The sequence below is a fragment of the Pullulanibacillus sp. KACC 23026 genome (assembly GCF_029094525.1).
Lineage (GTDB): Bacteria > Bacillota > Bacilli > Bacillales > Sporolactobacillaceae > KACC-23026.
On sequence record NZ_CP119107.1, the window covers coordinates 4,730,586 to 4,744,533 of the forward strand.

A 13,948-nucleotide genomic window follows, 5' to 3' on the forward strand; every position below is an offset into this window, starting at 1 on the left:
TAAAAACGTTCGACGCCATTCGTTACAAAAAGTCATTTTTTAACCCTCGAAAAGGGATGCTATGTTCGCCTAATCCTGTCCCCTTATAACTCTCTTTATAAAGGGGAAGGGCGTTCATCTCAAAATGCGTCGAAAAATAGGGACACTCGACAAGGGCTTTTATTTTTAGCTGAAAAAAAACAGGTTCATTTTTCTATGAACCCCATAAACGTAAAAAAGCAACCAATCTAATATTGGTTGCTTAATATCTATTCTTAGTAATCATTTATATTTTATAAACTATTTAATGACTAGTGGATTAACCTCTTCTAGCACCCCGGCCTCCGCGTTTTGACTCGGTTTGGCGTTTGAGTGTCGAAAGGCGATCTTCACTGTCTTTTAAAAAGCGACTGATTTTATCTTCAAAAGTAAGATCTTTTCTACCACCGCCGCCGCCTCCCCGCTTCCCGCCATTATGACTAGGGCGGGCTGGACGAGCTGGTCTTGGATTATCGACAGCTTTGCGAATGGAAAGGCCAATCTTCCCATCGGACTCAACTTGAAGTACCTTGACCGTCACTTCATCTCCTACAGTTAATACCTCGTTAATATCTTTTACATAACGATCTGCTACTTCACTAATATGAACCAGACCAGTCTGGCCTCCTGGAAGTTCTACGAAAGCACCGAAATGGGTAATACCCGATACCTTCCCTTGTAGTTTGCTGCCAACTTCGATTGACATAAAAAAAATGCTCCTCCTAAAAAAGTCTTATATAGTTTATTTTATTATACCTAGACAAAATTGAGCATGTCAATGTTCAGACGTTTTTGGCGAAGCAAATATAATTTCACCTTTTTTTGACATGAAGTATTTTTGACGGGCAAGATCGCCGATGTACTCATCATTATGCAGGAGACTTACTTGATGACTTAGGCTTTGTTGTTCACTCGTCACCTTGGCCAATTCTCTTTTTGCCGCACTCTTTTGCTGCCGCAATGTTTGAATCTTCTGTTGCTGGGAGAAAACAACCGAATAGAGACTCCCGACCATAAGCGAAAGCAAGATAAAAAAGGCCATCAGGCGGCGGATCAACCCGCGGCGTCTTTTGCTGCGAATCTTCTCTGAAAGTTCCTTAGATGATACATAATCGGTGTGTATAACGGATACGCCTTGGCCTCCTGACCTCATTAATACCTACCTCCACTTTTTAAAAAGCTTACTCAAAATGGTTTTCATTTTAGTAAGAAAAGCAACCCCCTTCTGAATCCAGGTCTTCGGAATGATTAATCCAAAGAGCCATTTGAGAGGGGTATAAATAACAGTCCCAATAAATAACAGGATTGCTAATAGCATCCTACTTATCATCTTAACCAAAGAGAATAGAAGCTTCAATAGAAAAAGCAAAGGTTGTACCAAAAAAAGTTTGACCATTTTTCTCAAAAAACGAGCCGTCCCGACTATAAAATGTATGAGTGTATCTAAAATTTTGTAATAAGTTGTCTCAAAGAGTCCCTTATAGGCGGAAAAACCAATAAGAAGGGCTATAAATAAATAAAAGCGCAGTACCCCTTGATTAACAAGTAACAGTACATAAAAGATAATTAAACCTTGGAGGCACCAGAAAAGAAGATCGGTTACAAAAAGAAGCCATTGCCAAACTTTCCTTTGGGGAAAAAACCGGTGATAGGTGGTTAAACTCGCGCCTAGCCATATGCCCATACCGCACATGGCAAGCATCGAATAGAACTGTTCAGTGAGTGTCATTTAAACAGCTTACTGAAAAAGCCTTTGCCATGGTCACCCGAGTGGTCCTCGATATAGCTTAAATCAAAGATATGCCCCTCAATTACCACGACACCCTGTTCAACATTTAAATTTTGCATTTTCAAATGACTGCCTCTTATAGCCAAAAACCCCATCACGGTTTCGAGCAGGAATTCTTCATGGTCAAAGCTCTCCACATGTTTAACCCCAGTTATTTCAACTTTTTTCCGACCCTTCATAATAATGTCATGATTAGGCTCTGATCGATTTTTATTTAATGATCCGTTTGGATAAATGTTTTCCATACTGGTCGTCCCTCCTCTTCGTTTAATAGATATGAGGACGGACATGATTTTAGAACCAAGCCTACTGCTTGAAGTGCCCTCTTGAATTTACAACCTCGTAATAAGCTCTGCGCTGGCTTGTCCCGAAGAAGCCTGCATCAAAGCATTGGCTTGCAAGACGCATGGATGAACGCCAAAATGAGCAAGGATGGCGGCCGGAGGGGCGGTCATCAAGGCGATGAACGCCAAAATGAGCGAGGATGGTGGCCGGAGGGGCGTTCATCGAGGCGATGAACGCCAAAATGAGCAAGGATGGCAGCCGGAGGGGCGGTCATCAAGGCAATGAACGCTAAAATGAGCAAGGATGGCGGCCGGAGGGGCGTTCATCGAGGGGATGAACGCCAAAATGTGCGGATGAGGCGGCCGGAGGGGCGTTCATCAAGGGGATGAACGCTAAAATGTGCGGATGAGGCAGCCGGAGGGGCGTTCATCGAGGCGATGAACGCCAAAATGAGCAAGGATGGTGGCCGGAGGGGCGGTCATCAAGGCGATGAACGCCAAAATGTGCGGATGAGGCGGCCGGAGGGGCGGTCATCAAGGCGATGAACGCCAAAATGTGCGGATGAGGCAGCCGGAGGGGCGGTCATCGAGGCGATGAACGCCAAAATGTGCGGATGAGGCGGCCGGAGGGGCGGTCATCAAGGGGATGAACGCTAAAATGAGCAAGGATGGCGGCCGGAGGGGCGTTCATCGAGGGGATGAACGCTAAAATGAGCAAGGATGGCGGCCGGAGGGGCGTTCATCGAGGGGATGAACGCTAAAATGATCGGGGTAGACGTTCCACTATTCCTTGTTATCACACTCTTTTTCCTCGTCATTTTGGCAATCCCACTTCCGTTTTCAAGGCCGGAGAGTTTCAATCTGAGTTAAATTCCAATAAAAAAAGGGCCTCCCTTCCGGCCGCATTCAAAAGCAATGCTGGTCACGATGGAGTTACCCTTTTAAAATGTTTGGACTAGTCCTCTGATCTTGGATGAGCCGTTTCACTCAATACCTTGTAGAGGGATTCTGCCTCTTCCTTTTTGACCGTCTCTTTCAAGTCTGCTACCTCAACCACAACGGTCTTTTGACCAAATCGGATCGACAGCTTATCCCCAACTTTAACGGTAGAACCTGCTTTGGCTACCGAATCATTAATTAAAATTCTACCTTGATCAGCTAATTCTTTAGCGACCGTTCTTCTTTTAATTAACCGGGAAACTTTGAGAAACTTGTCAATGCGCATAATTACTTAACAGCTTCTTTGAGCTTGTTGCCAGCACGGAAAGCTGGAACAGTAGAAGCAGCAATTTCAATTGTTTCACCAGTTTGGGGATTGCGGCCTGTACGGCTAGAACGCTCTCTAGTTTCAAAAGTTCCAAAGCCTACAAATTGAACTTTATCTTTATTTTGGAGTGCAGAAGTGATTTCATCAAAGAGTCCGTTTACTACTGCTTCCACATCTTTTTTTGTAAGACCTGTTTTACCTGCAATGTTATCAATAATTTGGTTCTTGTTCATAGTTTTGTTTCCTCCTTAAAATCCTGCTAGAAATATGTACAATTTCAAGCTCTTACTATTTTACCAAAACTCATTCTCTATTAAACATCAAAAACACCTTTATTTCAAATTTTCCTTAGCTTGTATCCAAATTTTGTCCATTTCCTCTAAAGTTAACTCCATAAGATCCCTACCTTCATCCCTTGCTGCCTCCTCAATGTTTTCGAATCGCTTCTTGAATTTAAGGATGGTTGAAAGTAAGGCAATGGAAGGGTCGATCCGATGCTTTCTTGCCAAGTTAACAATTGAAAACAATACGTCCCCAATCTCGGATTCTAGCTTCTTCCGATCCCCTGATTGTTCCTCTTCCCGACATTCTTCTAATTCTTCATAGATTTTGGCCCAAACCTCTTCTATTTCTGGCCAATCAAACCCAACCTTTGCTGCTTCCTTTTGAAGTTCCGTGGCCTGCATCAATGGAGGCAATCCCTTTCCTACCTTTTCCAAAAGGGAGACAGCTGGATCTTGTTCGTCTTTCTCTTTTGCTTTGATTGCTTCCCAATTCACCACAACTTCATTGGAGGACTGAACATTTACGTCCCCAAACACATGTGGATGACGACGGATCATTTTATCGGAAAGGGCCTTGATAACATCATAAATGTTAAAATAGCCTTCATCTTCCCCAATTTGGGCGTGCAGCATGACTTGAAGAAGCACATCTCCCAATTCTTCAGCAAGATGCTCATCATCCTGCTCGTCAATGGCTTCAATGACCTCATAAACCTCTTCAATTAAGTATTTCTTAAGTGATTCATGAGTCTGTTCCCGGTCCCATGGACAACCTTCAGGTGAACGGAGTGTCTGAATGATCTTCCTTAATCTTGGAAAACTATGATTGGTTAATTGGGCATTCTCAATTGGCGGTACATAGAGACTTGTTCGATTATCCAGCGTCCAGTCATAATCAAGCTCAGAAAGCGCGACCTTCTTTATAATCTGATCTTGATCGCCTGCTGCCTGCACCAAGGTCACCTCATAATCTGGCGGATACTGTTCCAGCAAAGTTAATTTCACTTCTGATGCGACATACCCGTCATAGATTTGACAGATAACCAAATGATTGTGAAAGGCTAACAAATCTGCATCTAGCGATAAAGCATCAACGAACTGCAGACCTTCAATGGGATCAATTTGCAAAGCCGTAAAGAGGGGATCTAAAAAGCTTTGGCCTCCCGCTACATCAACCTCAATTCCCACTTCAGGCCCTTTTTCTAAAAGAAGCTGGACTGTTTTCTCTGCGACCATAGGGTGTCCTGGAACCGCATAGACAATATCCGTTTCATTTGCTGCATGAATTAGCCTATCGACAATTTCCTCATACACTTTCTCGAAAGTATCATGCTGTATGTAGACCTCATCAAAAGTAAAAAAGGCGAATCCCTCTTCTCGTAAATCCTGGACAATCGGATGATCTTCTGTTCTTATGTACAGAGCTTTGGCCTTCTTTAACAACTTATATATTCCAAGGGACAGTTGATCGATCTCTCCGCTTCCTAAGCCAACCACCGTAATTCTTCCCGACATGGTTTTCCTCCTCTATTAAAATTGGGTCACTCCCCCACATCTGAATGTCTATGAGGACCATGACCCAATATTGTTTAAAAAAAATTAAGTATGAATGTTCTAAAAAAGACAACTTGGATACCCTTAAAGATGGACACGTGGATCCTTTTTTATTGTTCCATTTGCCGTGCTAAGAAACCGGCTGCTGTTTCGGCTAACTTCTGCTCAACGGTTCCAACTTCTTCTTGGGCCTTCCCGACCAAAATAACGGCTCCAATGGGGTCGCCTCCTGCAATGACAGGGGCAATGACAGTGCCACCGAATTCCTCCATCGTTTGGCCATCGAGAACATCTTTTCCATCCTTTTCAGTTAACGTCGAACGTGAATCCATGGCTTTTTCCACCATTGCTCCAATTGTTTTATCTAAATAGTCCTTTTTAGGGCCTCCAGAAACGCTAATTATAGCATCACGGTCAGCTATGAGCACAAGGCACCCTGAATTTTCAGCCAATGATTCCGCATATTCTTGAGAAAAATCGCCTAGTTCGTTTATCGGTGAGTACTTTTTCAAAATGACCTCACCATCGCGATCCACGAAAATCTCTAGAGGATCGCCCTCACGAATGCGCAGGGTGCGTCTAATTTCTTTGGGTATGACCACACGTCCCAAATCATCGATACGACGTACGATTCCTGTTGCTTTCATCTTAGATGCCCTCACTTTCATGAAATTGTACTATCCAACGAGTGGATGTAAGATGATTCCAAGTATCCATTTATATTATTGGGAGGACCTTCCGTTTCTATGCATGCTATTTTAGGAAGAAAGCAAGCCGTCATGTGGTTCATACCGCAAACAATCTCTATTTAGCTGACCTTTACTTCCTCATATTGATTTTTATAGATTTTTTCAAGCATCTTAGACAGTTCATTGAGTCTCATGCTAACCGACTGACTCTTAGGTTTTAAGGTTAATTTAATTCGATCTCCCTCAGCTCCTATGCCCGCTTCTTTGCCAATCAATGACACCGTTTCAAAAAGCCGCGGGCGATTGATCTGTTCGGTTCCTTGCTTGCTGAATAAGATGACAAAACGAGCAGGCTCTTGATCAATCGATTCAATGCCTAACCGGGTGGCCATTCCTTTTAATTTGCCTACTGTTAAAAGATCCTCGACTTCTTTTGGATAGTCGCCAAAGCGATCCACTAATTCCTCTCGCAGTTCTTCAAGATCCTCAAGAGAAGTGACAGAACGGAACTTTTTATAAAGGTCGATTTTCTGCAGAGAGTCCGACACATAAGTATCCGGAATGTAGGCATCGACCTCCACATTAATTGACACTTCTACTGGACGCTCTTTCTGTACAGTCCCTTTTCGTTCTTCGATGGCATCTCTAAGCATTTTAGAATACAGGTCAAATCCGACAGAATCAATAAAGCCGTGCTGTTGGGCACCAAGGAGATTTCCAGCCCCGCGAATAGACAGATCCCGCATCGCAATTTTAAAACCGCTGCCTAATTCTGTAAACTCGCGAATCGCTTGCAGGCGCTTTTCAGCTACTTCGTTTATGACTTTATCTTTTTGGTAAGTGAAATAAGCATAAGCAACCCGGTTTGATCGACCAACCCGTCCTCTTAATTGATACAGCTGCGAAAGCCCCATTCTATCGGCATCATAAACAATCAATGTATTAACATTTGGAATGTCTACACCCGTTTCAATAATGGTTGTACTCACCAATACATCAGACTGTCCTTCTAGAAAATCTAACATGACGCTTTCAAGTTCATTCTCTTTCATTTGGCCATGGGCAAATACGACCCGAGCTTCTGGAACAAGTGCAGAAATTTGTTCAGCCATTCTCTGAATCGATTCTACCCTGTTATATAAAAAGTAGACCTGACCGCCGCGTGCAAGCTCTCTCTCGATGGCTTCTCCTATTAAAGCGCCGCTGTACTCCGTCACATAAGTCTGAACCGGGAATCGGTTTTCCGGAGGTGTTTCAATTACAGAAAGGTCTCGGACACCCAGCATTGACATATGCAAGGTCCGTGGAATAGGTGTGGCAGTAAGAGTTAAGACATCCACATTGGCTTTCATCTGTTTAATCTTTTCTTTATGTGTAACTCCAAAACGCTGCTCTTCATCGACGATTAGAAGACCGAGGCTTTTAAATTGAACATCTTTGGACAAAAGACGATGGGTCCCAATGATGATATCAACCGTTCCCCGTTTCAAGCCGTTTAGTGTTTCTTGTTGCTCTTTTCGACTTCTGAAGCGACTTAATACACCGACACTGATTCCAAACTCCTCAAAGCGCTCTCTGGCCGTCTCATAGTGCTGTTGTGCCAAAATAGTAGTCGGAACAAGGAGAGCCACTTGTTTGCCTTCCATGATCGCTTTAAACGCAGCTCGAAGCGCAACCTCTGTTTTTCCGTAGCCAACGTCCCCGCAAAGGAGCCGATCCATTGGTCTTGGGCGTTCCATGTCCTCTTTAATTTCTTTAATGGCTCGAAGCTGGTCTTCCGTCTCTTGGTATGGAAAGGCATCTTCAAATGCCTTCTGTTCAGGTCCATCTGGCTGAAAGGCATGACCAACGCTCGCTTCACGTTCAGCATAGAGTTTGATTAAGTCATCCGCAATATCTTGGACGGAGGAACTGGCCTTTTTCTTAACCCGTTTCCATTCACTTCCTCCAAGCGCATAGAGCTTAGGCTCCTTCCCTTCAGAGCCCACATATTTTTGGACAAGATCAATCTTCTCAACAGGCACATACAGCTTGTCATTTCCCTTATAAAGGATGTGAAGATAATCCTTATGTGTCCCATTTACTTCTAAAGTCTCAATGCCAATGTACCGACCGATCCCATGGTCGATATGAACCACATAATCGCCGACTTTCAATTCATTATAGTTCTTTAATCGTTCAGCATTTGAGATTTTCTTATTGGTACGCTGCTTTCGAACCGATTTATTGGCAAAAATTTCTTTATCCGTTACAACCACGATTTTCTGCTGCGGGAGCTCAAAACCGTTGGATACCGATCCTACCATTATCTGGAGTTCCCCAGGCTTAGGATACGTTTTTTCATCCACAAAATCAGCTTTGATCCCATAATCGGCCAATACACTTTCGACTCGTTTGGCCCGATCAACTGTTTCGGCTAAGAAAACAACCGCGTAATGTCCTTTCTGCCAGCGTGTACACTCATTCTTCAAGACCGGAATTTGACCGTGGAAGCTCTGCATCGTACGCGAAGACACGCTTAAAATATTCTGCGGTTGAATATTAGGATGATGACGTAAAAACAAAGATAAATATAAACAAGGATGATGGGCAAAGGTTTCCACCTCTTCCCAAGACAAAGATAAAGAAAGATCGGCAACGGCCTCCCCTTTTTCAATGAGCGTTGTCACCCATTCTGCTTCTTCCTGATCAAGCTGTTCTGCCATTTCATGAATCCGGCTAATTTCGTCTACGACCACAACAGCTTTCGATCCAATATAGTTTAATAGAGTTGATGGTGATTCATAAAATAATGACGCGTACTTTGCCATACCGGGGAATGACATGCCTTCTTTAAGCCGACTGATTTCTTGTCCAACACCTTCTACGAGTGCTTCCTTGACCGCCTGCTTTTTCACCACTTTCAAAGTTGCGGCAAGCTTCGTTTCAAGCGCAACAGAAGCATTTTCATAATGCTCTGGGTACAGAAGCAATTCCTTAGCTGGACCAATGGTAATCGACTGGAGCTTTTCTATTGATCTTTGGGTATCACTATCAAAATAGCGAAGTGAATCCACTTCATCGTCAAAAAATTCAATGCGAATAGGGTGGGCCTCTGTCAACGGATAAATGTCCACAATGCCCCCCCGAATACTATATTCACCTGGACTTCCAACCATATCCTCTCGGTCGTATCCCATCGCAATGAGTTGTCTGTTAAGTTCATCAATATCTCTTGTCTGTCCCATTTCAAAACTTAAAAGACTTTTTGCCCAAAGCTTTGGCGGTGATAAGAATCGTTTTAAGCCTGCTATTGGAACAACAATAATTCCTTTGTTCCCCCTTGAGAAATGATTCAGAACCTCTAAGCGACTTGCCAGTAGTTCAGGGCTCGATATCGACATCTCCGCCGCGATTAAATCATTTGCCGGGTATAAGAACACTTCTTTCTCTCCATGGATTTCAACCAAGTCTTCATACAGTTTTTGCGCTTGAAACAAATTATTAGAAACCACAACAACGGTTTCCTGCTGCGACTGGTACAAAGAATGGATCCATAAAGATTTGGCGCTTCCAACTAAGCCGTAAACAACTTGTTGTTTCATCCCAGCGCTTAATCCTTCACTTACTGCTTTTAAATCATTTAAGTGATCTGAAAAATAACGTTTTAAGCCTTGCACTTGCCTTGCCCCCTTAAGGAAAATTGCCTCGGTATTTAACTAAAGCAATTATTGGATCCAAGTATCTAATTCATGATAATGAGGGTTTCTTTCAAGGGCTTCTTGGCAATCCTCACAGATCGTTGATACGTTCATCGCGTTGGCAGCGTCATCATAGGTTACAAATTGAGTGCGTTCTTCACTATTAAGTGAATCGAGCCCTAATCTCTCCGTATGAAAGACATCACTGCTAATGGTTCCCACCTGTTTACCGCAATGACGACAATTATAACGAACTTCCATGTTCCTACCTCCCAGCATTTAGCTAGGATTAGTATGCACCAAGATTCCCATCTATTATTCACCCATTAAACGCATTCATTACTTGAAGAAAAGGTTGAGTCAACCACGCTTCACACGCTTTTTGTGCTTCTTCTACAGATCTTTCCACGACGGGTTGATCTTCTTTAGAAAATCGCTTTAATACAAAATCGACAACTGGCTCTCGTCCATTTGGTCGGCCAATTCCAATTCGAATTCTCTTAAACTCTTGAGTCCCTAAATGCTGAATTAAGGATTTAATCCCGTTATGTCCGCCTGCGCTTCCTTTTTCCCGCAAACGAATTTTTCCTAGTGGCAGATCCATATCATCATATACCACTAAAATATCCTCAACCGGAATTTGATAAAATTTCATCAATGGCGCGACTGCTTCTCCAGATAAGTTCATATAAGTTAATGGCTTTACCAAAACGAGATCTTCGCCATTGATTTTTCCTTTGCCAAATTGGGCATTAAACTTTAATTTATCTAACGGAAAGTGATGGGTATCACTAATAGCATCGACTACCTCAAAACCTATATTATGTCGAGTCTTTGCAAATTCAGAACCGGGATTTCCTAATCCAATAATCAATTTCATGTTAAGAGTCACCTCTCCTTCCCCAAAACAACCCTCTATTTTACCTATTTCCTAATTGCTTTTAATCCTAATAAACCCCTATTATCTTATGAATAAATGCTTTGGAAGGGTTCACTCGCTTATCACCCTTCACAACAAAGAGCTCCTAACGCTGACATTCACTCCATTATATGTTTAAGCTAAGCCTTAGGTCCTAAATGATAGTGAAGAGAGGCGTAACCCCTTTTGGTTACGCCTTGTTTCCTTAACTTTCATTCGCTTATGGATCACTCTTGTTCAGTTTCCTGAGCTTTCTCTTCGTCAGTCCCAGATTCAGCCTCATTTCCCTCTTCTTCTGTGACCGGTTCATCAGCGGCTAATTGAGGATGGTTAATCGTCACCAAAACGACGTCTTCATCGTTCTGAATCTCGTAGTCCTGACTTGCCGCTTGTTTGAGATTCTCGACCTTGATAGAATCTCCTACTTGCAGTTCTGTCACATCAAGGTCAATATGGCTTGGAATGTGTCCCGGTAAGGCTCGGACATGCAATTCGTTTAAATGAAGTTGAACCACACCGTCCCGCTTTTCAACCGCGTCCTCTCCGACAACATGAAGCGGAACAGCGACTTCGACCTCTTCATTCATATTGACTTCTTTAAAGTCAACATGAACCAAATGTCTTTTAATAGGGTCCCTTTGAAGCTCTTGTGTCATGACAGAGGTAGTTTGCTGACCATCCACTTGAAGCTGGATGACTTCGTTTCGACCGACATCATAAAACAACTTAATAAGTGCCCCTTCATCGATCGCTACATTCTGGTTACCAACGGTTTTTCCATATACGGCGGCAGGAACCTTTCCTGCTTTCCTCAACTGATTTGTTACTGATTTTTTCGTGGACTCACGAATCTCTGCCTTTAGTTCAACAACCATAAAGACACTCCTTTCCTACTATTACTTTGTCCGAAAAAAGGAGTGCTTAAACCGTGAACTAAACAGATTTTTAAAATCGTTCTATAAACAACCGCTGTTCATTAATAAGCAAGCTGTTTTTAATCAAATAACGTGCTGACTGAAAGCTTCTCATGTACCCGAATAATAGCTTCACCCATCAACTCAGCAACTGATAATTGGGTTACTTTTTCAATTTTCTTCTCTTGAGGAAGAGGAATGGTATTAAGAACAACTAATTCTTCAATACTTGAATTCTCGATCCTCTCGATGGCTGGACCTGATAAAACAGGGTGTGTACAGCAAGCAAACACACGCTTGGCACCACTTCCCATTAACGCATTGGCAGCAAGAGTAATGGTTCCGGCTGTGTCAATGATGTCATCAATAATAATACATGTCTTACCTTCAATGTTTCCGATAATGTTCATCACTTCAGAAACATTTGGACGCGGACGTCTTTTATCAATAATGGCAATCGGCGCTTTCAAGCGATCGGCCATTTTTCTTGCTCGAACAACTCCTCCGTGATCCGGAGATACAATAACAACTTCTTCAAGTTCCTTTGATTTGAAGTAATCAGCTAAAATAGGGACCCCTAAAAGCTGATCGACTGGAATATCAAAAAAGCCTTGTATTTGAGGAGCGTGGAGATCTACTGCGAGTATCCGTGTTGCCCCGGCAACTTCCAGTAAGTTAGCCACAAGCTTAGCTGTGATAGGCTCACGAGAACGTGCCTTCCGATCCTGCCTTGCGTATCCATAATAAGGCATAACAACATTAATAGATCTTGCCGACGCTCTCTTCAGAGCATCAATCATGATCAATAGTTCCATTATATGCTGATTAACAGGGGCGGAGGTTGACTGAATGACGTATACATCACAGCCTCGAATACTCTCTTCAATATTGATCTGAATCTCACCATCACTGAATGTCGTGACAGAACTGTGTCCAAGGTTAACACCTATATGATCTGCAATTTCTTTAGATAAGTCTGGGTTTGAATTTAATGAAAACACCTTGAGATTGGGGTCCATATAGCTGGGCATTACTTGGTCCCTCCATTATTTTTTCTTTGGCTTAAGCTTCTTTGCATAGTTCGGTTTGTTCGTTTGTCTTTCTCTGGCAATGGCTAATGCTTCTTGATCGACATCATCTGTGATGGTAGAACCTGCTGCAACGAAAGCACCATCGCCTATCGTTACAGGGGCTATTAAGTTAACATTGCAGCCGATGAAAGAACCGTCTCCAATTTTGGTTAAGTGCTTATTTGTCCCATCATAATTGACTGTAATCGATCCGCATCCTAAGTTCACATCTCGTCCGACTTCTGCATCTCCCACATAACTTAAGTGAGACGCCTTACTGCCTTCTCCCATCGTTGATTTCTTTATCTCAACGAAATTGCCTATTTTTGCATGATTGCCAATATGAGATAAAGGCCTTATATGGGCAAAAGGTCCAATGTTGACTTGTTCGCCAACCGTGCTGTCATGGACAACGGACATCTTGATATTAGAAGCTTTACCAATCTGACTATCTTTTATCTCCGTATTAGGACCAATCACACAATCTTCTTCTATGGACACCTGGCCCTTGAGTATTGTCCCTGGATAGATCACGACATCACGTGCTATTTTAACATCTGCATCAATATAGGTTGTAGATGGATCAAGGATGGTCACGCCTTCTTGCATATGCTTGCGGTTCAAACGGTTTCGCATGTATGCTTCCGCCTGACTGAGGGCCAACCGATCATTGACTCCAAGTGTTTCATCAAAGGAATCTGCTGGAACGGCGTGAATCGTTTCTCCATCACCCTGGAGAATTTCAATCACATCCGGTAAATAAAACTCCCCTTGCGCATTGTCATTATTAATGCGCTTCAAGGCAGCAAATAGCTTCTCGTTATCAAAACAGAATAATCCTGTACTGACCTCTTTAATAGAACGCTCCGCATCATTGGCGTCTTTTTCCTCAACAATGCGTTCGACGTTCCCTTCCGCATTTCGGATAATTCGTCCATACCCCGTCGGATTATCAGTAATCGCTGTTAAGATGGTCGCAGCATCCTGATGATTCTTGTGGGACTGAATTAATTTTGCCAATGTTTCCTTGGAAATTAAAGGGGTGTCTCCGCACAAAATGACAGTGGTTCCAGAGGAATGACCCAAAATGACTTCTGCCTGCATGACAGCATGCCCTGTACCAAGCTGTTCCTCTTGAAGGCAAAACTCGACACGATCCCCAAGTTTTTCTTTTACCTTTTCAGCGCCATGGCCAATAACCGTGACGATCTTATCAAGATTCAATGCTTCAACTTGATCAACAATATGCTCGACCATCGGTTTTCCGCAAACCGGATGGAGCACTTTATATAACTTCGATTTCATTCTTGTGCCAAGACCTGCAGCCAGAATAATCGCATATGTGTTTATCATGGGAACCCTCCATATTCGTTCGTTCCATCTATGACTATAGCCTAAAAAAAAGGCCTTTTCAACAATACAATCATGTCCTCCTCGCTAAATCCTTTGAAAATCAACGAGCTTGTGAAGGAAGCTTATG

General features: G+C 42.9%; 15 protein-coding genes. All 15 read right to left on the bottom strand.

The genetic code is table 11. The annotated features are described in order from the left end of the window. Positions 1–298: 298 nt before the first annotated feature. The 15 genes from PU629_RS22080 to glmU all read right to left on the bottom strand — a co-directional run bounded on the left by PU629_RS22080 (position 299) and on the right by glmU (position 13,821). Positions 299–724 carry a S1 domain-containing RNA-binding protein gene (locus PU629_RS22080; RefSeq protein WP_275282150.1) on the bottom strand — a complete coding sequence of 142 codons (426 nt, stop codon included), beginning with the start codon at positions 722–724 and terminating at the stop codon, positions 299–301. Positions 725–793: 69 nt separating this feature from the next. Continuing rightward, positions 794–1,171, bottom strand: coding sequence for an FtsB family cell division protein (locus PU629_RS22085; RefSeq protein ID WP_275282151.1), 378 nt, complete (start codon positions 1,169–1,171; stop codon positions 794–796). 6 nt (positions 1,172–1,177) lie between these two features. After that, positions 1,178–1,747, bottom strand: a complete 570-nt coding sequence (gene yabQ, locus PU629_RS22090; RefSeq protein WP_275282152.1) for a spore cortex biosynthesis protein YabQ — start codon at positions 1,745–1,747, stop codon at positions 1,178–1,180. After that, on the bottom strand, positions 1,744–2,052 hold the full coding sequence (gene yabP / locus PU629_RS22095) for a sporulation protein YabP (RefSeq protein WP_275282153.1): 309 nt from the start codon (positions 2,050–2,052) through the stop codon (positions 1,744–1,746). Before yabP ends, yabQ begins: the two co-directional genes overlap by 4 nt. 61 nt (positions 2,053–2,113) lie before the next feature. After that, positions 2,114–2,314 carry a hypothetical protein gene (locus PU629_RS22100; protein ID WP_275282154.1) on the bottom strand — a complete coding sequence of 67 codons (201 nt, stop codon included), beginning with the start codon at positions 2,312–2,314 and terminating at the stop codon, positions 2,114–2,116. 732 nt (positions 2,315–3,046) lie between these two features. Beyond that, on the bottom strand, positions 3,047–3,316 hold the full coding sequence (locus tag PU629_RS22105) for an RNA-binding S4 domain-containing protein (protein WP_275282155.1): 270 nt from the start codon (positions 3,314–3,316) through the stop codon (positions 3,047–3,049). Positions 3,317–3,318: 2 nt separating this feature from the next. Next, a complete protein-coding gene (locus PU629_RS22110; protein ID WP_275282156.1) occupies positions 3,319–3,591 on the bottom strand; it encodes an HU family DNA-binding protein in 273 nt (90 codons plus the stop codon). Positions 3,592–3,690: 99 nt separating this feature from the next. Continuing rightward, positions 3,691–5,157 carry a bifunctional methyltransferase/pyrophosphohydrolase YabN gene (gene yabN / locus PU629_RS22115; RefSeq protein WP_275282157.1) on the bottom strand — a complete coding sequence of 489 codons (1,467 nt, stop codon included), beginning with the start codon at positions 5,155–5,157 and terminating at the stop codon, positions 3,691–3,693. A 149-nt stretch (positions 5,158–5,306) separates the two neighbouring features. Continuing rightward, a complete protein-coding gene (spoVT, locus tag PU629_RS22120; RefSeq protein WP_275282158.1) occupies positions 5,307–5,843 on the bottom strand; it encodes a stage V sporulation protein T in 537 nt (178 codons plus the stop codon). A gap of 161 nt (positions 5,844–6,004) precedes the next feature. Continuing rightward, the gene (mfd, locus tag PU629_RS22125; RefSeq protein WP_275282159.1) at positions 6,005–9,544 is read right to left on the bottom strand and encodes a transcription-repair coupling factor; all 3,540 of its coding nucleotides are present in this window, start codon (positions 9,542–9,544) and stop codon (positions 6,005–6,007) included. A gap of 48 nt (positions 9,545–9,592) precedes the next feature. Beyond that, positions 9,593–9,826, bottom strand: a complete 234-nt coding sequence (fin, locus tag PU629_RS22130) for an anti-sigma-F factor Fin (RefSeq protein ID WP_275282160.1) — start codon at positions 9,824–9,826, stop codon at positions 9,593–9,595. 58 nt (positions 9,827–9,884) lie between these two features. Continuing rightward, positions 9,885–10,445, bottom strand: a complete 561-nt coding sequence (gene pth, locus PU629_RS22135) for an aminoacyl-tRNA hydrolase (RefSeq protein WP_275282161.1) — start codon at positions 10,443–10,445, stop codon at positions 9,885–9,887. Between the two features lie 266 nt (positions 10,446–10,711). After that, positions 10,712–11,359 (bottom strand): 50S ribosomal protein L25/general stress protein Ctc, encoded by a 648-nt coding sequence (locus PU629_RS22140; protein WP_275282162.1) that lies wholly within the window; start codon positions 11,357–11,359, stop codon positions 10,712–10,714. Between the two features lie 119 nt (positions 11,360–11,478). Further along, positions 11,479–12,429 carry a ribose-phosphate diphosphokinase gene (locus PU629_RS22145; RefSeq protein WP_275282163.1) on the bottom strand — a complete coding sequence of 317 codons (951 nt, stop codon included), beginning with the start codon at positions 12,427–12,429 and terminating at the stop codon, positions 11,479–11,481. A 15-nt stretch (positions 12,430–12,444) separates the two neighbouring features. Continuing rightward, complete coding sequence (gene glmU / locus PU629_RS22150; RefSeq protein WP_275282164.1) at positions 12,445–13,821, bottom strand: bifunctional UDP-N-acetylglucosamine diphosphorylase/glucosamine-1-phosphate N-acetyltransferase GlmU; 1,377 nt, start codon at positions 13,819–13,821, stop codon at positions 12,445–12,447. Positions 13,822–13,948: the final 127 nt, after the last annotated feature.

Excerpts from the sequence above, each read along its gene's own strand:
- PU629_RS22080 (WP_275282150.1), bottom strand. The coding sequence starts at position 724 with ATGTCAATCGAAGTTGGCAGCAAACTACAAGGGAAGGTATCGGGTATT.
- PU629_RS22085 (WP_275282151.1), bottom strand. The coding sequence starts at position 1,171 with ATGAGGTCAGGAGGCCAAGGCGTATCCGTTATACACACCGATTATGTA.
- yabQ (WP_275282152.1), bottom strand. The coding sequence starts at position 1,747 with ATGACACTCACTGAACAGTTCTATTCGATGCTTGCCATGTGCGGTATG.
- yabP (WP_275282153.1), bottom strand. The coding sequence starts at position 2,052 with ATGGAAAACATTTATCCAAACGGATCATTAAATAAAAATCGATCAGAG.
- PU629_RS22100 (WP_275282154.1), bottom strand. The coding sequence starts at position 2,314 with ATGAACGCCCCTCCGGCCACCATCCTCGCTCATTTTGGCGTTCATCGC.
- PU629_RS22105 (WP_275282155.1), bottom strand. The coding sequence starts at position 3,316 with ATGCGCATTGACAAGTTTCTCAAAGTTTCCCGGTTAATTAAAAGAAGA.
- PU629_RS22110 (WP_275282156.1), bottom strand. The coding sequence starts at position 3,591 with ATGAACAAGAACCAAATTATTGATAACATTGCAGGTAAAACAGGTCTT.
- yabN (WP_275282157.1), bottom strand. The coding sequence starts at position 5,157 with ATGTCGGGAAGAATTACGGTGGTTGGCTTAGGAAGCGGAGAGATCGAT.
- spoVT (WP_275282158.1), bottom strand. The coding sequence starts at position 5,843 with ATGAAAGCAACAGGAATCGTACGTCGTATCGATGATTTGGGACGTGTG.
- fin (WP_275282160.1), bottom strand. The coding sequence starts at position 9,826 with ATGGAAGTTCGTTATAATTGTCGTCATTGCGGTAAACAGGTGGGAACC.
- pth (WP_275282161.1), bottom strand. The coding sequence starts at position 10,445 with ATGAAATTGATTATTGGATTAGGAAATCCCGGTTCTGAATTTGCAAAG.
- PU629_RS22140 (WP_275282162.1), bottom strand. The coding sequence starts at position 11,359 with ATGGTTGTTGAACTAAAGGCAGAGATTCGTGAGTCCACGAAAAAATCA.
- PU629_RS22145 (WP_275282163.1), bottom strand. The coding sequence starts at position 12,429 with ATGCCCAGCTATATGGACCCCAATCTCAAGGTGTTTTCATTAAATTCA.
- glmU (WP_275282164.1), bottom strand. The coding sequence starts at position 13,821 with ATGATAAACACATATGCGATTATTCTGGCTGCAGGTCTTGGCACAAGA.